16 protein-coding genes, 3 pseudogenes and 1 CRISPR repeat array are annotated in these 26,234 nt (G+C 39.7%); of the genes and pseudogenes, 4 read left to right on the top strand and 15 right to left on the bottom strand.

Annotated features, from left to right (window positions below; genetic code table 11):
* The first annotated feature begins 117 nt into the window (after positions 1-117).
* Positions 118-666, top strand: coding sequence for a hypothetical protein (locus HNQ34_RS10770; RefSeq protein ID WP_183254396.1), 549 nt, complete (start codon positions 118-120; stop codon positions 664-666).
* Positions 667-1,317, top strand: a complete 651-nt coding sequence (locus HNQ34_RS10775) for a PspA/IM30 family protein (protein WP_183254399.1) — start codon at positions 667-669, stop codon at positions 1,315-1,317.
* Between the two features lie 58 nt (positions 1,318-1,375).
* Here HNQ34_RS10775 and HNQ34_RS10780 read toward each other — a convergent pair whose 3' ends face one another.
* From HNQ34_RS10780 to HNQ34_RS10795, 4 genes are read right to left on the bottom strand one after another with little or no spacing between them, the layout of a single operon-like run.
* Entirely contained in the window at positions 1,376-2,449 is a 1,074-nt protein-coding gene (locus tag HNQ34_RS10780) for an ABC transporter substrate-binding protein (RefSeq protein WP_183254400.1), read from the bottom strand.
* Positions 2,446-3,246 (bottom strand): ABC transporter permease, encoded by an 801-nt coding sequence (locus HNQ34_RS10785; protein WP_183254403.1) that lies wholly within the window; start codon positions 3,244-3,246, stop codon positions 2,446-2,448. Before HNQ34_RS10785 ends, HNQ34_RS10780 begins: the two co-directional genes overlap by 4 nt.
* Positions 3,247-3,251: 5 nt before the next feature.
* Positions 3,252-4,046 carry an ABC transporter permease gene (locus HNQ34_RS10790; protein ID WP_183254405.1) on the bottom strand — a complete coding sequence of 265 codons (795 nt, stop codon included), beginning with the start codon at positions 4,044-4,046 and terminating at the stop codon, positions 3,252-3,254.
* Positions 4,033-5,094, bottom strand: a complete 1,062-nt coding sequence (locus HNQ34_RS10795) for an ABC transporter ATP-binding protein (RefSeq protein ID WP_183254407.1) — start codon at positions 5,092-5,094, stop codon at positions 4,033-4,035. The genes HNQ34_RS10790 and HNQ34_RS10795 overlap by 14 nt, the downstream gene beginning before the upstream one ends.
* Positions 5,095-5,486: 392 nt before the next feature.
* Between HNQ34_RS10795 and HNQ34_RS17985 the strand changes: the two are divergent.
* Positions 5,487-6,417 (top strand): annotated as a pseudogene (locus HNQ34_RS17985) (Rpn family recombination-promoting nuclease/putative transposase).
* 321 nt (positions 6,418-6,738) lie between these two features.
* Here HNQ34_RS17985 and HNQ34_RS10805 read toward each other — a convergent pair.
* From HNQ34_RS10805 to tnpC, 4 genes and pseudogenes are all read right to left on the bottom strand, one after another.
* Positions 6,739-7,125: a type II toxin-antitoxin system PemK/MazF family toxin gene (locus HNQ34_RS10805; protein ID WP_183254409.1), complete on the bottom strand. Its 387-nt coding sequence runs from the start codon at positions 7,123-7,125 to the stop codon at positions 6,739-6,741.
* Entirely contained in the window at positions 7,125-7,433 is a 309-nt protein-coding gene (locus tag HNQ34_RS10810) for an AbrB/MazE/SpoVT family DNA-binding domain-containing protein (RefSeq protein WP_062679016.1), read from the bottom strand. Before HNQ34_RS10810 ends, HNQ34_RS10805 begins: the two co-directional genes overlap by 1 nt.
* Positions 7,434-7,475: 42 nt before the next feature.
* Positions 7,476-7,616, bottom strand: coding sequence for a hypothetical protein (locus tag HNQ34_RS10815; RefSeq protein ID WP_183254411.1), 141 nt, complete (start codon positions 7,614-7,616; stop codon positions 7,476-7,478).
* 372 nt (positions 7,617-7,988) lie between these two features.
* Positions 7,989-9,466, bottom strand: a pseudogene (gene tnpC, locus HNQ34_RS10820) (IS66 family transposase).
* Between the two features lie 1,064 nt (positions 9,467-10,530).
* A CRISPR array of direct repeats spans positions 10,531-14,512; the repeat unit is 30 nt; unit sequence GTTTCAATTCCTCATAGGTACGATACAAAC.
* A gap of 240 nt (positions 14,513-14,752) precedes the next feature.
* On the opposite strand from tnpC, the pseudogene HNQ34_RS17540 reads away from it, so the two are divergent.
* A pseudogene (locus HNQ34_RS17540) lies at positions 14,753-15,115 on the top strand (transposase); the annotation flags it as partial.
* A 112-nt stretch (positions 15,116-15,227) separates the two neighbouring features.
* Here the strand turns inward: HNQ34_RS17540 and HNQ34_RS10830 are convergent.
* From HNQ34_RS10830 to csx2, 7 genes are read right to left on the bottom strand one after another with little or no spacing between them, the layout of a single operon-like run.
* The gene (locus HNQ34_RS10830; RefSeq protein ID WP_183254413.1) at positions 15,228-17,018 is read right to left on the bottom strand and encodes a TIGR03986 family type III CRISPR-associated RAMP protein; all 1,791 of its coding nucleotides are present in this window, start codon (positions 17,016-17,018) and stop codon (positions 15,228-15,230) included.
* Positions 17,015-17,542, bottom strand: a complete 528-nt coding sequence (gene csx19, locus HNQ34_RS10835; protein ID WP_183254415.1) for a type III-D CRISPR-associated protein Csx19 — start codon at positions 17,540-17,542, stop codon at positions 17,015-17,017. Before csx19 ends, HNQ34_RS10830 begins: the two co-directional genes overlap by 4 nt.
* 11 nt (positions 17,543-17,553) lie before the next feature.
* A complete protein-coding gene (locus HNQ34_RS10840) occupies positions 17,554-18,927 on the bottom strand; it encodes an RAMP superfamily CRISPR-associated protein (protein ID WP_183254417.1) in 1,374 nt (457 codons plus the stop codon).
* Positions 18,928-18,936: 9 nt separating this feature from the next.
* A complete protein-coding gene (locus HNQ34_RS10845) occupies positions 18,937-21,069 on the bottom strand; it encodes an RAMP superfamily CRISPR-associated protein (RefSeq protein ID WP_183254419.1) in 2,133 nt (710 codons plus the stop codon).
* A gap of 25 nt (positions 21,070-21,094) precedes the next feature.
* Complete coding sequence (locus tag HNQ34_RS10850; RefSeq protein WP_183254421.1) at positions 21,095-22,693, bottom strand: Cas10/Cmr2 second palm domain-containing protein; 1,599 nt, start codon at positions 22,691-22,693, stop codon at positions 21,095-21,097.
* Between the two features lie 31 nt (positions 22,694-22,724).
* Entirely contained in the window at positions 22,725-24,008 is a 1,284-nt protein-coding gene (locus HNQ34_RS10855; protein ID WP_183254423.1) for a PDDEXK family nuclease, read from the bottom strand.
* A gap of 32 nt (positions 24,009-24,040) precedes the next feature.
* A complete protein-coding gene (gene csx2 / locus HNQ34_RS10860) occupies positions 24,041-25,786 on the bottom strand; it encodes a TIGR02221 family CRISPR-associated protein (protein ID WP_183254426.1) in 1,746 nt (581 codons plus the stop codon).
* Positions 25,787-26,234: the final 448 nt, after the last annotated feature.

Below are 26,234 nucleotides of genomic sequence, written 5' to 3' on the forward strand. Positions count from 1 at the left end.
ACCGCAAACAACAGGGGTGGCAAGCTTTTTTTATCATTCATTGCGTAAAATCAACAAAAAATCGGGGTACGTCTTTAAAACTTTTGACAGTACCGACAAGCCAAAGGAGGTGAAAGGATGAAAAAGAGAAAGGTGTTGCTTGGATTGTTGCTGGCAACAGTAGTGCTAGGCGGATTGTTTGTGCTAATGAATATCGGGTTTAGTGGAAGAATGCACGGGATGATGATGGACGGGCCGCGCCATTTTCAATCGTTCAACGGACAGCCTAGCATGTTCCATCGTGGTGAATTAGGCGAACATCGCCACTTCGCTTTCCGTCACGGAATACGTGGCGGCATGATGGCTGGCGGCTGGATGATATTCGGTGTCTTCGCGCTTCTTTTCCAATTGGCGATGATCGCAATCGGCTGGATCATCTGGAAAACATCGAAACGCTCCGGCTGGAAATGGGCAGGAATAGCGCTAATGGGAATCGGGGTCGTTGCCCTTCTGCCAAAAGTGTTGCTCATTCCGTTGGCGTTGTTCGTGGCTTACGTTATGTATAAAAAACGCCGAACAACAAACCACATATTCAATGAAGAGGTTGTACCGTTTACCGTGCCGACTGCACAAACTAGTGACTTTTTAGACGAATGGGAAAAAAATATCCAAAAGGAGGAAAAATAAATGGGACTTTTTAAACGTATCAAAAATGTCGTTCTTGCGGACTTGCATGACTTGATCGACAAATGTGAAGACCCAATTAGCATGACAAAACAATATCTTCGTGAATTAGAAGAACAAATCGAGAAAGCACAACAAGCACTCGCCCAACAATTTATCGTCGAAAACCGCTACGAGCGTTTGATTCAGCACGCGGAAGAAATGGTCGAAAAAAGAGCGCGCCAAGCGAAGCTCGCGGTGGAAAAAAATGAAGAGGCCATCGCAAAAATGGCCTTGCAAGAAAAATTGCTCTATGAGAAAAAACTTGATGCATACAAGCAGCAGTATACCACATTGTCCGAAAAAACGACATATTTAAAAGAACAATTAAAGAAATTAAAAGAAACATATGAAGAGTTGAAAGTGAAACAACTTGACTTAATCGCCCGCGCCAATGCAGCCAAAGCAATCAAAACGATCAACACATCGCTCGTTTCTTTTCATCCAGAACATGCGCTCAAAGGCTTTGCCCGCATGGAAGAACGCGTATTCGCCCTTGAAGCCGAAGCAAAGGCAAGCAGCTATGTATATGAGTCGCAAAAAGCGCTTTCCGTATCGCCGCTTTTCCAAGAAGAAGTGGAAAAAGAGTTAGCCAAGCTAAAAGCAGCTGAATAAATCATATCCCCCTTTCTCATATAGATGACCCCCTTGCGTTACGCAAGGGGGATGTGTTTTATTTCCGATGCATTTTAAATTCTAAGAACAGTTCATTATAATAAGCAAGCATTCGCTTTCCTAAGTTTTCATATACTTCCAAATGTTCGATAGAGTCGAAATCCGGGTAAAAACGTTTGTCGCCTACGATCTCTTTCGGCAAATACTCCAGCGCCTTTTTGTTTGGCGTGGAATAGCCGACATATTCTGCATTTTGCGCCGCATGCTTCGGATCGAGCATGAAGTTAATAAATTGGTGCGCACCGTCAATATTTTTCGCCGTTTTTGGAATGACCATATTGTCAAACCATAAGTTTGATCCTTCTTTCGGTACGACGTAGTCGAGTTTATCGTTTTCGGCAATCATTTCTGCGGCATCTCCCGACCAGACGACACCGACCGCTGCCTCTTCGTTCGCAATCAACATTTTAATCTCATCGCCGACAATTGCTTTTACGTTCGGCACAAGCGCATCTAGTTTCCGCTTTGCTTCTTGCAAATGCGCTTTATTCACATCGTTTAACGAATAATGGAGGCTGTTTAACGCCATTCCTACTACTTCACGCGCCCCATCGACAAGCAAAATTTGATTGCGCAAATCTTTGTCCCATAAGTCGTTCCAGCTCGTAATTTTTTTACCGCCAAGCATGTCGCGGTTATAAACGATTCCGACCGTTCCCCAGAAATATGGAACAGAGTAGCGGTTGCCGCGGTCAAATGATAAATTTAAAAAACGTGGATCGATATACTTTAAATTCGGCAGCTTCGCATGATCTAACGGCAGAAGCAGCCCTTCTTCTTTCATTTTGCTGACGGCGTATTCCGACGGTACGGCAACGTCAAACGTCGTTCCGCCTTGCGCGATTTTCGCCATCATCGCTTCGTTCGAATCAAACGTTTGATAAATGACTTTCAATCCCGTCTGCTTTTCAAATGTTTGAATGAGCTTTGGGTCAATATAATCGCCCCAGTTGTATACGGTAATCGTATTGTTCCCTGCATAACCTTCTGTTTCATTTAGACGATTGGATACATATAAAAGCGCAAGCGCCACCAGCAAAACGACCGTAAACGATTGAACGAGCTTTCTCATTTTCTCCCCCACATCCCATACAAACGGCTGCTTTTTCGGCTCATGAAATAATAGCCGATGACAAGAAGAACGGTAAACAAAAATAAAAGGGTCGACAGCGCGTTAATCGACAGCGAAATCCCTTGCCGCGCCCGCGAATAAATTTCGACCGATAATGTCGAAAATCCGTTTCCTGTCACAAAAAATGTCACTGCAAAATCATCGAGCGAATACGTAAGCGCCATAAAAAATCCCGCAAAAATGCCCGGCGTGATAAACGGCAAAATCACTTTCGTCAAGATGTGCCATTCGTTCGCTCCTAAGTCGCGCGCCGCATCGACCCACGTCGGGCTCATTTCCTGCAGCTTCGGCAATACCATCAACACAACGATCGGGACGCTAAATGCGATATGCGACAATAGCACCGAAACAAAACCGAGCTTAATTCCTGCGATCGTAAACAAAATTAAAAAAGAAGCACCGATAATGACGTCTGGGCTAACGATGAGCACATTATTCAACGTCAGAAGCGCATTTTTTACTTGCCGTTTTTTCACATAATAAATGGCCAAAGCGCCGACGACACCTAAAACAGTTGAAATGAGCGCAGACAACAGGGCAACAATTAGCGTATTTAAAACGATCATAAGCAGGCGAGTATCTTGAAACACTTCTTGATACCATTCAAGCGTAAACCCTTGAAAATCATACATCGCTCCTCCGCTGTTGAACGAATAAAACAGCAAATAAAAAATCGGCGTGTACAAGATGATAAAGACAAAAATTAAATACACATTTCCCCATTTCATCCGCCGCATGCCCATCACCTCCGATTCCCTGTGACAATGACGACAAGCGCCATCACGATAATTAAAAATACCGCAATCGTCGCCCCCATCCCCCAATCTTGGGTGACAAGGAAATGTTCTTCGATCGCCGTACCGAGCGTAATGACGCGGTTTCCGGCAATTAAGCGTGTAATCATAAAGAGCGAGAGCGCCGGAATGAAGACGGCTTGGCACCCTGCTTTGACGCCATCGAGCGTCAGCGGAAACACAACGCGCCGAAACGTCGTCCACGCGGAAGCGCCCAAATCGCGCGCCGCATCGACAAGCGACGGATTCAATTCTTCCAGCGCATTAAAAATCGGCAACACCATAAACGGAATAAAAATATAGACAGACACAAATACAAAGCTAAAATCGGTGAATAAAATTTGCTTTGTGCCGATACCAATAGTGCTCAACACCGCATTTGCCAGCCCAAACGTGCCAAAAATGCCTAAAAACGCATACACCTTTAACAATAAGTTCACCCATGTCGGCAAAATGATCATTAACAGCCATAATTGCTTATGCTTTGTTTTCGTCAACAAATACGCCGTCGGGTAGGCGATAAGGAGCGAAAAAAACGTAATTAAAAACGCATACCAAAACGAACTGAGCGTCATTTTTAAATAAACAGGCGTAAAAAATTTCGTATAGTTTTCCAACGTCCAATGCCCTTCAATGTCGAAAAACGAATCATATACGATCAAGCCAATCGGTGCCACGACGCATAAAATAATCCATAGCACATACGGAAATAAATAAACATTGCGCACGCTATTCATCGGCATCCTCTTCCTTTACGCGCATGACATGAATTGCTTCTGCTTCAAAATAAAGCCCGATTTCCTCCCCGACTTCCGCTTTTTTCGTCGAGTGGACAAGCCATTCGTTGCCGTTTTCATCGTAACAACAAATTTCGTAATGCACCCCGCGGAATAGCTGCGAATCGACGCGCACGCGCAGTTTGCCGCGGTCTTTCGCCGTAATTTCTAAATCTTCTGGACGGATGACGATATCGACCTGCTCATTTGGCTGAAATCCGTAGTCCACGCATTCAAATTGTTTGCCGGCAAACTCGACAAGGTAGTCTTTCACCATCCGGCCGGATAAAATGTTCGACTCGCCGATAAAGTCAGCGACAAACCGGTTGACCGGCTCGTCGTAAATGTCTTTCGGCGTACCGCTTTGCTCGATTTTTCCTTTATTCAAAACAAAAATTTGATCGGACATCGCCAGCGCTTCTTCTTGGTCATGTGTCACAAAAATAAACGTAATACCAAGCCGGCGCTGCAGCTCGCGCAACTCATATTGCATTTCCGTGCGCAGCTTTAAATCGAGTGCGGAAAGCGGTTCGTCTAGAAGCAACACTTCTGGTTCATTAACAATCGCGCGCGCAATCGCCACCCGCTGCCTTTGCCCACCGGACATTTCTTGAATTCTCCGATTTTCGTATCCTTGCAAGTTGACAAACTGAAGCGCCTCCGCAACTTTGTCGCGAATATCGGCTTCCTTCATCTTCTTCACCCGCAAGCCAAACGCGACGTTTTCAAACACGTCCAAATGCGGAAACAACGCATAGTCTTGAAACACCGTATTCACTTGGCGCTTATTTGCTGGAACGTGGTTGACCGGCTGCCCGTGAAAATAAATCGTCCCTTCCGTCGGCTCGGTAAATCCAGCAATCAAGCGCAAAATCGTCGTCTTCCCGCACCCCGACGGCCCAAGCAACGTATAAAACTTCCCTTTCTCCATTTCAAAACTCACATCATCCAACACCACAAGCCCATCATACTGCTTCGTCACACCATCGAAGCGGATGATTACATCTTGTTTCACTTCCAGCCCTCCGTTGTCTGCAATATGTAAATAAACTCATAATTTTCCTATCATCTCTATTAGAACATGCTGGGCGAGGGAGGTGCAATGGCGATTTTTGCTGACAAAAAATTTTTCAAACAATGAGGAGTGATAAGTCTCATTTTTCATAGATAGGATTAAAATTGAAGGCCGACGATGGTTGTGAACTATTAAACAATGATTCCATCGTCTCTTTTCGATTATAAATTTTTTCATCCAAAGTTCTCCGAAAAAAACCCTTGTCCCCCCTGCTTTTTCCCACTACTTTTGTAAAAAAAGCACCGCAAAATTGCATTTTCCACACTTGTATTTCCCATATTTCCCGAATGTAATCAAATTGTATCCGAATATTTCACGAAAGAGTGAGGTACATGCAGTATCTTGATTTAAAAATGGATTTTATGTTTAAACAGCTGTTTGGCCATCCGAGCCGAAAGTCAATTACGATGGCGTTTTTAAACGCGCTTTTGCATCGGACAGGCGATGACCGCATCGTCGATGTGCAGTTTGAAAACACCGAACTGACAAAAGAAACAGAAGACGGAAAAACGGGACGGCTAGACGTCATCGTCCGCACAAATCGTGGCGAACTCATTCACGCCGAAATTCAAATCATCCCGCAATACGGCATGCCTGAACGGCTATTGTATTACTGGGCGCGGCTATTTTCCTCTTCGTTATCAAAAGGAGAACGGTACGAAACACTTCCACCGACCATTATGATCGCCATCCTCAGCTATCCGCTCTTTCCGCACGAAACCGACCGCTTTCATACCGTGTTCCACATCCGCGAAGACGAAGAACAGTTTCTTTGGAGCCCACATCTTGAATTTCATGTAATCGACTTGTAACAATTTATGGTAAATATGGAATAAATACCTCCGTGATGTAAAGCGGTCACCCGAATGGCCGTGGTTGACGATGTTGTCGGCTGTAGATAATCGGACAAAAAAGGTGGATGAAGAAATGGTTCACGAATTCGAGGGAATCGCGATGACTGAACAAGAAATTTTCGAAGCGTTAGAAGAATGGCAAAGTTTAAGCGTTGATCCTGAAAATCGCTACGCATACGAAATGCGGCTCAAATGGCTACTTGACCAACTATCGAACATTCGCAGAAGTTGGGAGGAAGGATTGAAAGAAGGGTTGAAGCAAGGAAGAATAGAAGGACTCAAAGAAGGCATGAAGCAAAAAGAGAGCGAAATGATTCAGAAAATGCTTGAAAAAGGAATGAGCGTTGCGGAAATTGCTAATATACTGGATATGACGGAAGAAGAAGTACATGAAAAACTGAACGATTAAGCCATGCTAAACAAGTCAGCGTGTTGAGCGCTGGTTTTTTTATTCACAGCAATATGCTTAAGTCTAAACAGCGGTATAGGTGCGAAAATCCGAATCCGCGTAGGTACGGTACAAACTTTTTTCCGAGTTCGACAGTGAATAGGCAAACAAAATACCTCTAATCCCTTGATACAAAAGGGCTCAAAGTAAGCGTCAAATTCTTCCCACCTAGTTTTGTCGCTATATCCATGCCATAATTTCTTTACTGTAGATGAGCAAATTCACTAGCACCACGGGTTTAAAGTACAAAAAATAACCCTTTCTGAAAGAGAAAGGATTATGTCAAGTCAGATATGTTTCTATTTTCGCTAGGCATTCATCAATTATTTTATCTATTTCTTCAATCTGTGCATCTTCTGGATTATACTTCTTTAAAATTTTTAGATTACGAGCTTTCCAATCCAATGATTTAATTTGATCAGTTAAAACTACCCCTGTTATTGGATAGCTATCGCCATCAAGGGATATTCCTTCTTTTGGCAAATCCACTTCGAAGGGATAACCTTTCTTTTGATTGGTAATCGGACAAACAGCTATAAATCCTGTTGCTTGATTGAATTTTTTAGGCGATAAAACAATAGCATTCCTTCTCCCAGCCTGCTCGTGGCCAGCTTGTGGATTGAAGTTTAAAACAACGAAATCGCCTCTCTCTGGTATGTCTGTTGGCATTAAATCAATTCACGCCCTTCTATCCCGAAATCAATTTCCTCGTGTCGATTTTCAGGTGTAATCTGTGATATTAGTTCTTCCAATGTGTATTTCTTCCGTGTTCGTTTTGGTTTTAATGTGATGATACCTTCATTTCCAATCACGTTTAATTCCATCTCGGAACCTTGTTTGATCCCTATTTTATCAGCAACATCTTTTGGGATACGAATACCCAAACTGTTTCCCCATTTTTGAGCAACAACTGTAGACATGTAGTCCCCTCCTTTACTTTGGTTTATTTTGCTTTCTAAATGTTCCTTTGAGTTCATTATATCACCCCCAACTCATAACGTATATACATAGTATATACATTATTTCAAAAAATGATGATCTGGTTCTTTTTTTCGAACATCATCTTTCATAGTAACTACATTTACTATCATAACAATACCTACTAATAAAGGAATAATACCAGTCAAGATTATTAGTTTTGATTTCCATTTTTCCAACATGCGTACCCTCTTTATAAATAAATGTTAGATCAGACGTGTTGATTAACCATTAAAAACCAGTTGACATCGCTCTATTCCTAGCTTTTCTGCCGTAGTCGGCAAGCGGTTCGCTTGCCGACTGGGAGTATTAGCATGCCCTCCTCGAACAATGAACGCTTTGCGGGCAAATGACATTTGCCCGCCGGCGTTCTTGTTCGAGGGAAGAGGCAGAAAAGCTTGTGTTCAGTCATATGATTCTGTGTTTTTTAGTAAAATAATGGATAATCAACACTCGTGATGTTAGATAAATAAATGTTAGTATCCATTCAGCCCAATACGAGCGAGATTTTCAGAATCCAGCACCAATAGGGCATTTCCGGTATCGAAAACACCCTAGGAGGAATGGAGAATCGTTTCGAGAGACTCCCCACTTAGAAGTTTTTGCAACGATTCCCAAACCGGCTTTCCGTGTTTTTGCAGGGTAGAAATGACGCTGCGAATGGTGCAGAAAGCCTCGGCATCGTCTTCCTGACGAAACGTTCCAGAAATTTTTTGTTTGACTTTCACCATCCGCAAATCGCGCTCGGCTTGGTTGTTGTCAAACGGCACTTCTTTCTTTCGCAGGAAGAGAAGCGATTCTTGTTTGCGCTTTTCTAGGCGCTGGATGAAATTTTGCGCGTTGCGGACGCCGTCATGCTTGCTTTGCCGGCAACGTTCATCGAGTTCTCGGCGACCATTCGCTAGAAGCTCGTCGTACACGGTTTCCCAATACCGGACTTCCTCTTCCGGTAGAGCTCCGCCCGCGTTCTCCACCGCCTGTTTCATCTCCAACAGCGCTTTGGTCATCTCTTTCGACCATGAATGGCCGTACAGTTCGGTATATGCCCGAAGCTCCCGGAGATGATGAGCGTGGCAAAGCGCATGGCTCGCCTCTGTATACATCGGGTACACCGAATACGCATCATGCACCATCGTTCCTTTGTACCGCGGCAAGATCCCGATGTCGTCCGTCGCTTGCTTGCCACGAGAACGATGCAGTCCGTATCGGGTGGCCTTGGCAGTGGAAGCTACGTGCACCCATTGCTTCTTTCCGTTCACACGCAGACTTGTTTCATCGACGTGTAACGTCTTGGAAACTAGCAACGCCGCTTCGATCTCTTCGATCGCTGCTTCTAACACAGGGAGCCATCGTCTCGTCATGTTCACGACCGTGCCTGCACTCATCGAATGGTCCACTAGCGCTTTGACCATCTCCGTGACACGTTCACATGGAATCAACTGCGCATGATTCCAGTATAAAATGAGCGAAGTGATTACCGGTTCATATTGTACATGATTGGTGACATAAAAAGGGAACTCCGCCTGCTGGACAAGATGACATTCCGGACAACCCTTCACTTCCCGTTCGTGTTGAGTCACTTCCATTCGAACCATTGGGAGGTCGAACACTTGGCGAATGTCTACTTGAAGCGGAGCGACATGTTCTAAAGAGTGACCACATCCTTTGCATTTGGTCACGCGGTGAAGGATTCGGTGGTCAGGATTCGGTACTTGGCGGAGCGTCGTTCCTCGGTGCCCCGGCTGCCCGCCCGGCTGTTTCCCCGACGGTTGGCGAGAAGGAGATTTCGCCACAAACCGATCAGAGGACGGCGGTAAATGGCTATTGGTACTGTTTTTTTTGTACGGGCTTCTAATTCTGCAATACGTGCTTTCAATTGTTGATTTTCTTGACGTAGTTGCTCGTTTTCTTGTCTTAACTGTTCGTTTTCTTTGATGAGTTTTTCAATGGTTTGTGCTTGACGCTCGATTTTTGCGACCATGCTTTCGAGTGTAAAGACCGCTTGTTGGAAATCAAAAACAACGTTTGCCATCATGTTCACCTCCCTTGTCTTGGATGGTACTAGTATAGACAAGGGGAGCGAGAATAAACCAGAGTTCGTAAACTTTTTCTATGTAACGGCTGAATAGTTACCTTCATTGCATGCAGATCAGCAATTACTATATGGAATTTATAAAATGCCTGATAAATATCTCTTACATACCTTTGAAGAATAATCCCAGTATAAAAACACATACTATAGTTAAACTGATTTGTGATTCTTCACACGAATTGCAAAACCAGTTTCATACTTGACTTTTTTAGTCAAGTATGATTTAATTCCACGAAGGCTGGTAATGTGGTCCTTAACACGGGCTGCTTTGACTGGTCTTTTTTATTTTACCGCTTTACCGCTCTCAAATACCACACCTCTACTATATTCCCTTCCGCTTCTTTCTTGCCTAAAATAAAAAATGGGGGTGTCCAAAAAGTAACGGGGCACCCTCACTAGCGTTGCATATATGTTAAATTTACTGTTTAACTATAAATTTACTTTTACGAAGGGACAAAAAGGCAACCTCCAACTAAAGTCCGCTTTTTGCCCCTTATATTTCTATATTACCCTTATTTATCCTTTTTTGATTCCTTTTAGCTTTTCTTCTTGTCCTTCTTCGGCTTAATCATCGCTACCGTATCCGCAAAAATCAAATCGGCTTTTTCTTTTTTCGTTATTTTCTGCCGTCCCTTTGATGTCCTTGTCCCCATATCCGTCAAGTTTAGTGTTAAAAGTCGTTCTATCCATACATCAGTTCGTGCCCATCAGATAAAGAAAAAGGATATCTCTCATTTTTTAGACATGCGGCTGACCCAAAAGTCCGCTTTTTAGCGGACTTTTGGAGTCAGCCTCCTTCTTTTTCCAATGTTCGTCTGAGATAATGTGCAAAGGATCGGAAAAAGCGTGTAAAATTCGAGAGAATTCGCAAACATTTTGCGCTGTATTTCCGATTTTCATCCAAAATAATTTGAAAAAGTAATTCTGAAATAGTGTGCTAATTTACATCATAGGTACGATACAAACCAAGCCTATTATCCTTAAAAAAGATGATATGAGGGATAGTTTCAATTCCTCATAGGTACGATACAAACCTTGTCCGTACAAGATGGCAACTTGTACGCTGATGATGGGTTTCAATTCCTCATAGGTACGATACAAACTGCAAATTTTAAACGTGATTTGCCAATCGAACTTCAGTTTCAATTCCTCATAGGTACGATACAAACGATCGGTAGTTTCGATGATGTATCATGTCAAAAATGGTTTCAATTCCTCATAGGTACGATACAAACCTGTACCATATACAGATGGCATTGTTTTATAGGAGGTGAGTTTCAATTCCTCATAGGTACGATACAAACGATGCGTTTTTTGAACAGGTATAAGACGTATCAGACTTAGTTTCAATTCCTCATAGGTACGATACAAACTGACGGTATGAGCAAAACAGCCAAACTCACGGAACTGTAGTTTCAATTCCTCATAGGTACGATACAAACGTTGCATATCTTCGAAAACGTGCTACTTCTTTTGGAGTTTCAATTCCTCATAGGTACGATACAAACAAACTTTACAATGAATTTTTACAAACGTTAGAAACGTTTCAATTCCTCATAGGTACGATACAAACACGCAATCGTTTCTGAATACCACAACCGTTGTGAACGGGTTTCAATTCCTCATAGGTACGATACAAACGCGGACCGACTTCCAAAAGATGATGATGGATAAAAGTTTCAATTCCTCATAGGTACGATACAAACCCGCAGCGCTATACATGGGACGGACTAGCAGACCAACGTTTCAATTCCTCATAGGTACGATACAAACGTTTCCCATTTTCTTTCGATACCTTGGTCAAAAACGGGTTTCAATTCCTCATAGGTACGATACAAACAATGGTTTGGAATGCCAACGACCACACCAAACGCATTGTTTCAATTCCTCATAGGTACGATACAAACCACTATTAAAGAATCCATCGTGAATGCATATGCTTGTTTCAATTCCTCATAGGTACGATACAAACTTTTTGCTGTTTTTTTGATTCCGATTAGCGCTTTTGCGTTTCAATTCCTCATAGGTACGATACAAACGCTTGGTGCTAACTATGGAGTGAAAGGAGGTGAGGGCGTTTCAATTCCTCATAGGTACGATACAAACATATACTTTTGCATATTTTCCTTCCGAGCAAAAGTGTTTCAATTCCTCATAGGTACGATACAAACGGACATTGAGAGAAATGAGAAAAAAATGTAAAGATATATAGTTTCAATTCCTCATAGGTACGATACAAACGTATAGGTTCTGCTCTGAATGACTTATGGAATACTAGTTTCAATTCCTCATAGGTACGATACAAACTCCTTGTTCTATATCATTTGTCATCTTTTTACATTCAAAGTTTCAATTCCTCATAGGTACGATACAAACATTTTCATCATTACCAACTCCTTTATTAAATTTTACTTGTTTCAATTCCTCATAGGTACGATACAAACAAGAACTACGGTTACATCGCAGGACAGGGAGAAGGTGAATGTTTCAATTCCTCATAGGTACGATACAAACAAACACTTATCAGCCGATCAATGAATGGTGAAGACATTAGTTTCAATTCCTCATAGGTACGATACAAACAAATTTTACGGTTTTAGTGAGAAGATGGCACCGGACACTGTTTCAATTCCTCATAGGTACGATACAAACGATATTACATTTGCGGCCTCACGCCGAATCCAGTACAGTTTCAATTCCTCATAGGTACGATACAAACTCTGAATGGTATAGTATTAGGAAGACATTTAGAACGGTTTCAATTCCTCATAGGTACGATACAAACTCTCAAAACGAAAGAGAAGTATTTTACCTTTACAAGTTTCAATTCCTCATAGGTACGATACAAACTTTCCATTAGACGCGCATAATTTTGCGCTAACTCGTAGTTTCAATTCCTCATAGGTACGATACAAACGAAAGGTAGCGGAGAGCAAAAAGAACGCGATACAAGGGTTTCAATTCCTCATAGGTACGATACAAACGGTCATGTGTTTTCAACTCTTCCAACTGTTCAATAGTTTCAATTCCTCATAGGTACGATACAAACGATAACATCTATCCTCTTGAACGTCGGGAAATCAGCTGTTTCAATTCCTCATAGGTACGATACAAACGTCGACGGAACCACAAAGCCAACAAAGCGGAGGACAGAGTTTCAATTCCTCATAGGTACGATACAAACGATGGACACGCCTTCTTTGCCTTGTTTTACTTCCGGTTTCAATTCCTCATAGGTACGATACAAACTGAAAGCATTTGCGTTTGCTGACTTTGTAGATGAATTGTTTCAATTCCTCATAGGTACGATACAAACGTTGATACCATTGCTTTGGCGAAGGTGGACTGTGCTGGTTTCAATTCCTCATAGGTACGATACAAACCGCATACCTGTCGTGTGAAATGCTCGTCATGCAAGGTGGTTTCAATTCCTCATAGGTACGATACAAACGAGGCATAGCCAGTCGGCAGGCGGAAGGTGATCTTGTTTCAATTCCTCATAGGTACGATACAAACGTCCACCCATCTTTTGTGTTCGGCATACGTCATCGCCAGTTTCAATTCCTCATAGGTACGATACAAACGCAGTGCTACCCGTTCATTCCAATCTTCGGTGGAAAGTGGTTTCAATTCCTCATAGGTACGATACAAACCAAGGCGATGATGAAATCACGGCATTAGCACAATGGGGTTTCAATTCCTCATAGGTACGATACAAACGACTTAGTTTCAATGAAAAAGACATTCAGACCTTCTACGTTTCAATTCCTCATAGGTACGATACAAACACACCTTTTGCTTTCTTTGCTGGGTGATCTCGGCAAGGTTTCAATTCCTCATAGGTACGATACAAACTTAGACCGTATTCATTAAACGGTCTGCCATGCTTCGCGGTTTCAATTCCTCATAGGTACGATACAAACATAGTAACCTTGATTCCTTGCCAGTCCGAACGATCAGTTTCAATTCCTCATAGGTACGATACAAACTCAGCCGGAGAACGCCGAATTTTATGTTTTGGATTGTTTCAATTCCTCATAGGTACGATACAAACTTTTCCGAACTGACGCTTTTTCTTTCTTGTTTTTGGTTTCAATTCCTCATAGGTACGATACAAACTGGGATACCGCTTAATCTATTGCACGCAATATCCAGTGTTTCAATTCCTCATAGGTACGATACAAACTCGTCTACATAACAATTGTCGATACCCACAATGGGGTTTCAATTCCTCATAGGTACGATACAAACATATTTTATCCTTCGTCCCGAGGATACCTTTATCGTGTTTCAATTCCTCATAGGTACGATACAAACGCTAACGAGGCATTGAAGATTTTGCAGCAATTAGCGTTTCAATTCCTCATAGGTACGATACAAACTCTTCTCACCTCCTTACCAGCCCATCATTTTGAGAGTTTCAATTCCTCATAGGTACGATACAAACGTAGTGTTGGACTTGTCATATTGACTGTCTCGTTTTGTTTCAATTCCTCATAGGTACGATACAAACCGATACGTGTCGATTGGTCGCTGCGTCTATCGTTGAGGTTTCAATTCCTCATAGGTACGATACAAACTTAAAACGCGGACTAGTCGATATCAATGTCCCTTTACGGTTTCAATTCCTCATAGGTACGATACAAACAAGCCACCTTTACCTGGCGGTGACCAGCTTGTATTGTTTCAATTCCTCATAGGTACGATACAAACCACGGCGTTTCGGTGAAAGAAATTTGCTATGACAAGTAGTTTCAATTCCTCATAGGTACGATACAAACTATCTAGTCCCATGACGCGATCCATCACACTGTCTCTAGCGTTTCAATTCCTCATAGGTACGATACAAACACGTTGTTTATCATTAGCCAAGCAGAAACACAGATCGAGTTTCAATTCCTCATAGGTACGATACAAACTAGGCATTTGCTCTTGCGCGTTTCCACTTGTCGAATCGTTTCAATTCCTCATAGGTACGATACAAACCCAAAAAAGTGCTGATAAATCAGCATATGGAAATCATATACAAGGCTATTATACAATCGCAGAAAAATTCAGTCAATATGTTCAATCCGTTGATAGAACTGAAATTGCCGAAAAAAATAAAGTGTCGTCGATCCCCCGGGATTTTTGCAAGATTGGAGGTCGACGACAGTTGTGAATTATTGAACAAAATCTCTATTCGATTGTACGTGTTTATTAGTAAATAATATCCATACGTAAGAAAAACACTACCGTATCGTCACCTTCCCAAGTGAGAATGATCAGGACATTCATGTCGTCACAAACATTTTCGACGCATCAGCAGAAAAGATCGCTGAGATGTATCAAGAGCGTTGGACAATTGAAGTGTTTTTCCGTTGGATAATGCAATACTTTAAATTTGACACGACCGAGCAAGCCATATACAATCCGCTCTTTGCGGCATCTATCGCTTATGTGTCATTGAGATGGCTATACAAAAGCGGATAGCAATCGCACCTTCTTTTCATTTCTTTCATTCATCGTTTTTTATCTGGACAACTTCCTCTCGAATGGAAATCCGGGATGGCAGCTACCTTATTTGAGTATGCCCTAATTTATGGGTGAAGTATGCCTAATTTTGGATCATCAACAGCCGTGCTCTTGCATTTTCACCGACAAAATCAATGAGTCATCGCTCTCTAAATGAGAGAACGATGACGTAAAAAATAACATCTCCTTAACCTTTGAGAGTGATATCATCATCCAATATATGCGGAAGTGATTGTTTTATTTTTTCTCCTCTTCTATTCTCAACAAACCATTTGTATCCTTCAGCACTATTTTCAGCAGTTATAGGGTAAGAAATATTTCTTATATCATCACTAAACTTTGTGATTCTTAAAAACTCAGCAATATTTTTCTTCATTTTATCGATATGACTTTCAATTTCCTCGATTGAATAGTTTCTTTCACTTTCTTTATATTCAATTGTATCACGACAAAGCACTATTTTTCTAATCTTTACTCGGTCTACCTTAATTTTCACACTTCCTAACCCTAAAGGTTTCCCCATGCCGATTTTATGATAGTGTGTATTTTCGTTATCTCCGATGTTTAAAGTCCATATTAACCGTTTCAACTCTACTTCACTAATTCCATCAAAAAAAATACGGAAAGAAAACTTGACACCTTTTTTAACTGGACGAATGACACATTCAAGAGGAGATAATGACTTATTTGAATCGTAATTCATCCATTTCACTTGCTGAGAGTGCCAGTAAAATTTCCTTCCTCTTAACCGCGGTTTATAGTTTTCATCGACAACGAACATTTTTCCGTTTTTACCATTTCCATTCCATTTCCCAGCATAATCGTAAGTCCACCAATCCGCTTCACTGGGAGGCTCGAGGTAAAACTCCATTGCGGAGAGTTTAGGAGAAGAAAGTCCTGATAACACTTTCGGTGATTCAAAAAAACCTTTCATATTTTCTTCCCTAACGACTCTTCCATCGGTAAATCGCAACCGAGAAGCAAAAGAACGATTGCTGCTTACCATTCCAAACAAAGCGCAAGCTGGACAAACTTCTTCATTTACACAAGGAGAATAACCGCCTTGTTCATCTAAAATTTCTTTAACAGTTTTGTGAAATACCATTTTCGAAATACATGCTGGTGACAAATAAAAATTTCCATTGTACTCAGCATAATATACTAAGATCGGTTTGCCTTCCTCGAGCTTATAATGTGCGTATTCTTTATGATTTTCTTGGCGATTTATTTTGTTTTCCTTGTTATATAAACAGAGTACCTTTCTTAGGTGTTCAATCGCATCGAAATTTTGTGGAAGAGGAATTGGTTTTTCTTTTGTTTCCATAAAAATAGCTTCGTGCTTTTTTTTAGGAAAATATTCTCCTCGATGAAAATATCCTTCTTTTGAACCACGGGTGACTATTTTTGCTTTATTATTTTTTCCGACTACTTCAAAATACACTTTCTCCCCTTCCTCAATTCCATCTGTTTCGGATTGAGGAACTCGGTACTTTCGAGAGGGTTGGATATAATATCCTCTCTCATCTTTTCGTAGTATCCCCGGTTTCCAAGGTATACTTGTTCTACTATATAAAACTTCATCAGTACAAACTGTAGACATGCACGAATCGGTAACAGCTTCATAAGCTGAACGAATGACACCTCTTAATTCACTGGCCGGAATGACTGGATCGAACATCTGGGAAGTCAATGAGTTTTCTACAATAGTGTTATATGAATAAAACTCTAACGTTCGCGCTTCCTCTTTTACATAGTTTTTATGCTGAAACGCATTCATGTTTGTGGAATTTGGGATAAAAATAGGTGTTTTCGTGTCCAACGTACATTCAATGACTCCTGTTAAGCTTCTATCTTCCATTTCATACCAATTTATCCTATTACATTTTGCTCCAAGTGAAATGAAATTGTATGGATTTACAAATCTTATTTGTTTTTGTTGATAATCTTGCTTCTTTTTTTCAAAGTCTTTCCTCTTCATTGTCTCTCCTCCAGACTTAGAAACATTCCACTCGGCTCACAAAATCCTAGCAAGCGAGCATCATAAAAATAAAGCTGTCCATGCTCATCTTCTTTGAAATAGTTACGTACTTGATAACACAATTTTCCTAATATTTTTTTGTTTGAAGGGATGTATATTCCAAAACCTCTATTTTTCTCTGATACTCTTAACCAACCATCGCTCCAACTTTCTATACTGCCAAGTACATAATGTTTCTCATCAAAAGTATGCAATGTTGAAATCGAATGGTCATCTTCTATCATTCGACCAATAAATTTTCCTTCAAACTTTCTTAAGTGGAGCTCAGCAAACTCGTGAAAAATACGAATTTCTTGTACATACTTTTCTTCAATATGCCCGTTGAAAAGCACGATGTTATTATTGCTCAATATACCGACTTGAACAATGTGATCTAGCCATACTAACACATACGCTGTTTGGTTGTTCATATGTTGTGTAATGAGATCAACCAATGATTGTCCTTCTACTTTAAATAACGTCATACAAGTCCCCCTTATTTTGATTGGCAAATCGCATTGTAAAGGGCTCTAAAATAATCCTGTTCCTTATTTTCGTTCATTTGTACTTCACCCTTATCTGTTTCTAAGAAAATAGCGGAACCTGAAAAAATTCCTTTTCCAATGCTTGTTTCTCCCCCGATCGCTAAATATCCTTTCATCAAATCTTTTAAAGCTAGAAGCAGTAACCCAATATCTTCATCTTTTGCTTCCTTTATTTCAATTACTAATTGCGTGTCCCCTCCATAGAGAGGAAGTTCATCAAACAATGCTCCGCCTGCTGCACCTCCTGTGAAACGATCAATCTTCACTCTGGCATTTTTCACAAATTTTCCTTTAGAAATCACAGACTCATGAAAACGAATACGAGATATTTTCGATTGTTTTTTCTGCTCATCTACATATCCAAACAAGTCATTTATTTTTTCTCTAGCTAGATCAGAAAAGGTCGTTCTACCAGCGCTTTCGTATAATTGTTCCATTATCGTCTTCATTCGATGACGAAACGCTCCAGCCCAAGACGTACCGGGAACAATCGGTACTCCATCTGAACATAGTTGGGTATAATCAACACTTTTTTCAGCAAAGCTTCTTGAATTTCGGTAGTTCCGAATCATTAGTGAATAGACATTTTGTAAAGGTACTTTTATTTTCATCGTTTTTTCCTCTGGTATGCCTAAATCTACTTTTCTATCCAATTCATCCACATTTATATTCCCCGTGAATGTTCCCCAGTCAAAATGAATCCATTGCTCAATATATTCCTGTTTTTTGTCTTCTTTCGTAAAATCAAGAAGCAAAATTTGTACATCGCGTAACTTTCCATTGCCGAATCCTCGCTGCTTCTTTGCACCTAGTACCACTTTCTCTTTTTGCATCGCATCTAAGAGATAAAATAACACTGTTTGAAGTTTCGCAATGTCATCACATTCTCTAAAAACGCATTCGAGCTTTACTAGAAACTTTGTTCCTTTTTTCACTACTTCATAATCGAATTTTCCTAAATCAATAGCCGTTTTTGTTTTGTGGTCTAATCGAACTCCATCACGAACTTCAAAACAGTTTTTACAATTACCTAATACATGAGCATCAGAAACGAAAAGGCGACTTAATGTCGTTTCTCCATTTTCCTCTATACTTTGACCAAACATTGCCGCGACTAGTGCTCGATCTATCCCTCTGGAAACGAGATAATTTCGAAACACCCCTGCCAAAGTTGTCCCTGGAATGAATGCCTTCCCCTCATGATTTCTCATAAAATCAATATCTGTCTGTTCGTTTTTACCTGAGCCAATCAAGCAGGGTGATGTGAGTTCAAAAATCCCTTTCACGAAAATGAGCATGACGATACGATCATTGACGTGCCCCATTTGAAGTATTCACCCCTTTTTTTGTCGGTTCGACCATTTGATATATTGAAGAGTCGTAAGCACAAAATACTTATACAAATCAAATGGCTGTGTCTCTATCCACTTTTTCAGATCGCCTGATGCTATTTTTGACATTTTCAAGTTCCAATCTTCATCCGACAACACTTTACGTTTCACTTTCTCCACTTTATTTTTCACTTTATCAGCTACACTGTTTGCAGACTGTTCGGTTTCTAACATAAAACGAGGCAAATCCCCTTTTACGTTCTCTGCTAGACGAGTAAACTCTTCTACACAGCTTGAAACGTTTAACATATCAATAAGCTTAAATATGAGCGAATGACTCATACTCGCCCATTGATTTTCTGTTCGGATTACGTCTAGTGCAAAACGTCGTACAATGAAATAAACTCGTTCTTTTAAAATATGGTCTAACATTGGCTGTATATATCGATATGCATTCTTAGTTTTCTTTTCTGAATTTGAACGATTATCAGATACACCTATCGCACATTGACCGTGCCGATTGATGACAAGGCGACCAAATCCTTCATTTGTCCTTAAACCGTAACTTTCTCTAACTATATCTGACGTGCAAATCTCCTCTTCTCCTTCGTATGTCATAACAATCACACTACCCGCATCGATAGCATCAACTTGCTGTTTTGACATTTTCCACTTTCCATTAAAACCGGAAATTCTTTTTGTTCGAATAAAGCTACGTTTATATGAAAAAGAAGGATATTTTTTCGAAAACATTTCCACAATGCCTTTTGGGTCTGTCTTAATTATTCCCTCATCCTCGTCAAATAAAATCATTGGCGATGTCAAGGTAACTACTACTTGATCACCTGGATATATGTATTGCTCACAATCAATTTCTTCTACGTATGATGGCTCAATCAGCTTGATCTCCGCTTCTGCATATTGAGCTGTTTTCGAGCGACCAAGCCGAATGACAGGCGTATCGCATATCATTTCTTTTAAGTAGCTGAGCCACTTGCTTTCTCCGATAATAAGTCCTTGAAAAACTTGTCCTTTCTTTATTACTTCTATTTGATAAAATTGCCCATCCTCATTTGTCGCATGTCCAATTGTTCGATCTTGTGGGCGACGATGGTGATAATACACCTCTGTATCTACCTTTACAAGTTCAATATTGCCATCTTCTAAGTATGCATAACCGTCTATTTTTTTCGTTTGTATCTCTTCCTCTAGTACTTCTTCATAATTATCATCATTTGCTAAGTCGTAAATTTTTTCCTCATCTTTTTGTTGAACAATTGACAGTGGGATTGGGAATGATCGTCGATTATCTTTCGTCACTGGATAAGCATGCAAATACTTTACGCTATCACTAAGAAATAGCTCACGAAATCTTTCATCTTCATGCGCCTGATCACCGGTCAATTTTTGTTTTTTAAGATAATTCGAAGCTAAGGCACCAAGAATTTGTCCTCCTGTAATATGCGTATTACTCATCGAAGAATTTCCAACTTCCATCGATACAAATAGCGGGGATTTTAACTTTAATTCATAGACAAGAACTGTATGTTCGTTGTTAGAGCTAGAAGCCTCTCCAACATATTGATTGTCTGTTGGAACATGTCCATCTCTTTCTAGGTTACAAGCTACCTCTCCCCAACCTCTTGTTCGATTTAATCCGATGCGACGTAATAACTTGCAACTCTTCTCCAACAACTCAATACAATCACGATCAAACTCATCAAAATGAACATCAAAATAAAACATCAGACCTGATTTAATCAGTCGCGTTGTTCGTAAAGAATGATCTTTGACAGTATGTGATGTAGGATCAATGCTCGTTTGTATGCGTGCTGTTGTAAAATAAGATTGAATTAATAAAGGGTGGGCATACTTCTTATATTGAGACTCTATTAACTTCTTCAACTCCTGTATAATCTTTTCATAATTATCAATATAACCATTTCCAATTTTCACAATACTATCTTTCGTTCCTGGTAAACCAAATAGCTTTTCAAAAGTAGCTCTTTGAATACTATGATCTACATCCATTAATTCAAGAGCTGCTTCCTTTAAACATCCTTTTATTCTCTTTGCCGGAATAAAAGGAATTCCATACGAATCGAAATGAATATCTGCATCATATATTCCTGCCAATCCCTCCCCCGAACACGGACATAGATCAGAAAGAAGCTGCATCTTGATTCTCATCTTCTCTATTTTCCTCCTCTAAATCTATAAAAAAGTCAAACATCTCTAACACATCGTAATAAGGAGTACGACTATAACTGTCAAAAATCTCTCTAATCGGTGATGTTGGCAGCACAAGACCTTTGCTTTTTACTTCTTCAAGAAAAATTTCTGTTTCCACCTTTCCCAACATAAGAACTTCTTCAAGCTTCTTCATTTTATTTCTAGGCCACTTTTTGTCTCCTGATTTAAATGACTGATGTATATTGATAAAATGTTTAAAGTTATAGTTGCTATTTGTTGAATTATCGTCTTTCACAAGCCAAGGTCTCCATATTAAATGATAACCTTTACTGGAATCAGTAGAATCCTCCATTGGAATTTGATAATGTTTTTTTCTCGTCTCGTGTAAATCATTTGTTATGCCGCTTGAAACAACATGAAAATCCATCCAACTTTCAACGAGATCACCATCTTCTTTCGCTTTCTTTTTTGCTGACTGGCAACATTGCTCTGCAATTTGATAGGCGCGATAAAAAGGAAAATGGCTTTTTACAATTGCAATTCCTGCACACGCGGAAATGGACTCACCATCTATTAAACTTTTTTCCGACAGTTTTTTTAAAAATACGTAACTTGCATATAAAGCTAATCTTCCGTCACAAACAAATGTCACATCATCTCCATCAAGAACAATATCACGAATAGGCAAACAATATTGTTCTCCTTTTTTCTTAAGTTGAATTGTGCCGATTTTACCATTTTTGAAACTGTTTTTTAATTCTTCTACAACCTCTGTAAATGTATTTTTATAAATTTCATCAATTTTTTTAGAAATATTTCGTATTTTCCAAACAGCGCGTTCATAATTACTCTCGTCACAAAGAAGGGCTTTTAACATTTTCCCGAATGAATTGCCGTCTATATGTACAACACCAATATAACTTTCCCCTTCTTCTCTACCTAAATCGTCAAATTCGAGTGGAATTTGAAACTTTTTGTCTTTCTGTAATATGCTTTTCTTTTCTTGGAAAGCCTCTCTCTTTCGGAAATTTTCAGTAGATAAAAATCCGTACTTGTCGTCATAATCTGTAACAGGATGAAATGTTAAATCGTCAAGTTGTGTAATCGAAATCCCTCCCATTCGCGTAAGAGGAATCGTTTCACTTTTCTTTTTTAACAAAGCAACTGTTAAATTTTTACGATCTTCGTGGAAATTTTCCCCTTTAACCACATCATGAACCGCTGTAAAGGTTAAAGAAGGGGCTTTTTCCAATAAAATAATAGAAAGGCGTCTTGTCACCCTTTTTGCATCATCTTCCTCCCTAAAAGCAACAAACGCATTTCCCCCGCCAATGTATATAATCTCGGAACGAATATGGTAATCATTCAAAAATGAAAAATCGGTAGCATGTTTCCAGTCAACAACATATTGCCCTTTTGGTATTTCTTCTTTAATGGCGTCTACTAAAAATTGTGACAAAGATTTTTCAACTAACATTGAAGCGCCGACAATTTCTTGTAAGCGGTTAGATTGAAATACATATTTTTGAATTCCACTAATATCAAATATAGACAAAATGAAGGCCAATGTTCACAACCTCCTTAAAATCAACATCACGTCATAAGCAGAAAATTTCTTTTAGTTTTTCAGTTAACAATTCAAAATTCTCTAATTCTTCATAACCTATTAAAGATACTGTCTTCTCGTATTGAGCATTAAATGATGCTAAATCTTTCATCAAGTTATCATTGTAGTTCTCATTCCCTCGATTCCCCTTTTTTTTCGAGGAAAGCATACTTACCATAACTACTTTCGCATGGCTTCCTCCTAATTGTTCTGCACGATGGAGCGCTTCAAACGCTTTTCCTTTTACAATTTTAATTTCAGAAGAAGTAGTGCAAGAAAACAAATACATTTGATACCCTTTCATAGCTACAATATCGAGTTCACAAGGACGAAGTTCGTATTTTGCTTCAATCCCTTGGCGTACCTCTGATAGACATATATCACTCTTGATCTGCTGAATAGCATATAACATATAATCTTCTAACCATTTTCCGTGAAGAAATTCAATTACTTTTTTAAAAGATGCGTTTGATTCTGATACAACAGACCAATTAATAGGAAAAAAATTTTTTATCTCTCTATAAACATCCTCATAATCCGTTCGCATTGATTCAATGTCTTTTTTATTCAAACCATATTTATTATTGATTTCCCTACTCATTCTTCCAAGACTATTACGCCAACTGTTATATGAATCTTCACGAACAATATTAATCATTCTTTTTGCAAACTGCACAATATCTACATTATCAAATGTCATCGTTTCTTTCCCTTGGTTCGAGATTTGCATCTTATGAAGTTCAAAAAGATCTTTAATTGTAATACATATGTAGTCTCTTAAGTCTTTGCCATCTGAAAGAGGAAATGTATTTTTTCCCACAGCAATCACTGCATGCTCAGGATGTAAATCACTATATATTTTTTGAATATTTTTCTCTCCTACAAATTCCTCAACTGCCAGAAAACTAAAAACCGACATTGGCTTTGTTCCACCCGTATAAAACAAATTAATGCTTGCTATATCGTAACTTTCTTCTAATTTATGGAGTTCATTCGTAAGTTTACCTACAACATCATCCCTGTTTCTTTCTCCGTTTCCTAAATCAATATTACCAATGATCCCACTTTCTAGCCCGATGATTTTTTCCTTTAAATTCTTAAAAACTGGTTTTGTATCTTGTGTATGAACAAAAAGAAGTTGATCAGGCTTAGGTAACATGTCTAAGTCATTTCGATTTTCTTGCAATAAATACTTAACTGTTACATAAATGGGAAGAGGGTTAGAACCGATTGTACAAATCAATACATTAATTTTTTGCTTATCAAAAGTCGACATACGAAAGCACCTCCGCTTTATTTGTGAGAAAATTAAAAAAACAAGTGATGCATTTCAATCACCATAAACTGCTCCCCCAACACATACGGATTCGCTTGTTGCTCAGCTACATCTCGGCGGTCCACTTGTGCAACATACTGTACACGTTCTCCTTTTTCTTCTAACTTTGCAGCAATTTGTTGGACAACATATTGCATCGCCGTCGTGCCACCTGTTAGGTTGACAATGAACTGAATTCGATCCTCTTTGTATTTTTCTATCGTTTCAATCAAATGGTTCATGTAAGTTAACCAGCTATTAAAGTCCGTATATGGATCTTCCATCACCGCAACATGTACGTTTCCGCGAAAATCTGCTTGTCTACAAACCTCGTCCACTTGTTGCTCGCCCTCTTTTGATGTCAATACCCATATCGCCTCTGGCTTATTATGCATAATAGCGCTATAAAGCAATCCTTTACTTAGTCCTAACGGGGTAATTAGAACCGTTTCATTCGGTTCATGCTCTATCGTTTGTTTTTCATGCCATTTTTTTAATTCATCCCAAAGCTGTTCGTTTTCTAACAACTGACATAGCTTATAAGATTTAATTTCTTCTTCATAAAAACGATAAAAAACTTTTGGCAGCACATGATTTGTGCGAAAACTGAAATGTCCAAGATCGTTACGATAATTCGTCAAACGATGAAGCTTTTCAGCAAGCTCTTTCAACAATGGATTGCGCAACTGTTTCTTTTCTTGTTGCTTTAACAATGTAGTAAGCAATCGTTCTCCTTTTTTCCGTATTGGATCATAGCGAAATTCACGATCATCTGGCATCGGACCAATCTCACCAAGCACACGTTCCAATATGAGCGAAACAATCATTTCTCGCAACATGATGAAACAATGGGAGAGTAAATGATGGTCGCCATACCAAATCGCTAAGTCGTAATATGTATGCAGTCGCGACTGTTTCGGGGCAATGCATTGAATATAGTTAACAAGCTGATGAAAAATGTAACGAACTGGTGGCACAAACTGTTCAATTTCTTTCACTAGTTGTTCTTGCTGTAATATGCTTTCAGACTTTGCGAACAGTTGGGTAAATGACTTAATCCGTCCCGTTCTTAAATACGCGCTAATATCATTGACGTAACTTCCAAAGCGTTTCAGTTCATTTACCGCGATTTTTTGTTTTCGAAGTTGGTTATGCAACGTTTCGAGGAGCGACCCTAACGTTTTCGCATCTCCAAACGTCACAAGTTCATTTGCTGCGCGCTGCCATTCAGGAAGGTGGTAAACGAAAGGGGTCAAATCAAAAGTTGGCGTGATCACAATTTTTTTATCATCCATCTGCTCTTCTTTTCTTGCCTCAAACGCACCGTAATATACACCAGCAATATATACTTGTTTCACAAACTTTAAATATTGTAAACTTATCGTTCCGACGAGCGGTAACGTACGAAACCCATGCGTAATATCAAGAACGATCGACTCATTCTCATCCACTTGATCAGCAATAATCGAAAAAACTCGCCACAAATCTTCTTCTGTCTGTCCATCTGGAATATGTACTGCTTGAACTTTAGCTACGTCTATCCCGCATTGTTTCAGTTCATCGAACAAAGCTCCTTCGTTTTTCGCTTTCGCTCCATCCGTCATAAATACGCAAATGGAATCTGGTTGAAGTTCTTGAGCAAGTACAGACATAAAAAACTTTGCGACGTACACACGATCGCGAAAACGATAGGCGGTTTCTTGATATGTATTCGTACCGAGAAATGTTAACAATTTCATCAACTATCCACCTTTTCAAAAAATATCCTTATGTTCATCATACAAAATTCGCTAAATAGCATGCAACACTTTTCTGAATAATATGATTAATGAAATAAAGCGAAAACAAAAAAGCAAACAGAACGTGATGTCTGCCTGCTTTTAAGGTAGCCTTGTTTCAATTCCTCATAGGTACGATACAAACGATATATTTAGAAAAGGATTAGCAAAGCGGTTTTAGTTTCAATTCCTCATAGGTACGATACAAACCCCTCGAGTTGAACATGATACCCGCTTCGTCGATGTTTCAATTCCTCATAGGTACGATACAAACGGAACGTTACCAATACAAAAGATACACAAGAAAATGATGAGTTTCAATTCCTCATAGGTACGATACAAACCACTATCGCAACCTTTTACATATCCAACCGCTCCGTAGTTTCAATTCCTCATAGGTACGATACAA

This window comes from Anoxybacteroides tepidamans (assembly GCF_014201465.1).
GTDB lineage: Bacteria > Bacillota > Bacilli > Bacillales > Anoxybacillaceae > Anoxybacteroides > Anoxybacteroides tepidamans.

What these genes read in the sequence shown, in the direction of transcription:
- HNQ34_RS10770 (WP_183254396.1), top strand. Translation starts at nt 118, where the DNA reads ATGAAAAAGAGAAAGGTGTTGCTTGGATTGTTGCTGGCAACAGTAGTG.
- HNQ34_RS10775 (WP_183254399.1), top strand. Translation starts at nt 667, where the DNA reads ATGGGACTTTTTAAACGTATCAAAAATGTCGTTCTTGCGGACTTGCAT.
- HNQ34_RS10780 (WP_183254400.1), bottom strand. Translation starts at nt 2,449, where the DNA reads ATGAGAAAGCTCGTTCAATCGTTTACGGTCGTTTTGCTGGTGGCGCTT.
- HNQ34_RS10785 (WP_183254403.1), bottom strand. Translation starts at nt 3,246, where the DNA reads ATGCGGCGGATGAAATGGGGAAATGTGTATTTAATTTTTGTCTTTATC.
- HNQ34_RS10790 (WP_183254405.1), bottom strand. Translation starts at nt 4,046, where the DNA reads ATGCCGATGAATAGCGTGCGCAATGTTTATTTATTTCCGTATGTGCTA.
- HNQ34_RS10805 (WP_183254409.1), bottom strand. Translation starts at nt 7,125, where the DNA reads ATGCCAACAGACATACCAGAGAGAGGCGATTTCGTTGTTTTAAACTTC.
- HNQ34_RS10810 (WP_062679016.1), bottom strand. Translation starts at nt 7,433, where the DNA reads ATGAACTCAAAGGAACATTTAGAAAGCAAAATAAACCAAAGTAAAGGA.
- HNQ34_RS10815 (WP_183254411.1), bottom strand. Translation starts at nt 7,616, where the DNA reads ATGTTGGAAAAATGGAAATCAAAACTAATAATCTTGACTGGTATTATT.
- HNQ34_RS10830 (WP_183254413.1), bottom strand. Translation starts at nt 17,018, where the DNA reads ATGAAGAGGAAAGACTTTGAAAAAAAGAAGCAAGATTATCAACAAAAA.
- csx19 (WP_183254415.1), bottom strand. Translation starts at nt 17,542, where the DNA reads ATGACGTTATTTAAAGTAGAAGGACAATCATTGGTTGATCTCATTACA.
- HNQ34_RS10840 (WP_183254417.1), bottom strand. Translation starts at nt 18,927, where the DNA reads ATGGGGCACGTCAATGATCGTATCGTCATGCTCATTTTCGTGAAAGGG.
- HNQ34_RS10855 (WP_183254423.1), bottom strand. Translation starts at nt 24,008, where the DNA reads ATGTCGACTTTTGATAAGCAAAAAATTAATGTATTGATTTGTACAATC.
- csx2 (WP_183254426.1), bottom strand. Translation starts at nt 25,786, where the DNA reads ATGAAATTGTTAACATTTCTCGGTACGAATACATATCAAGAAACCGCC.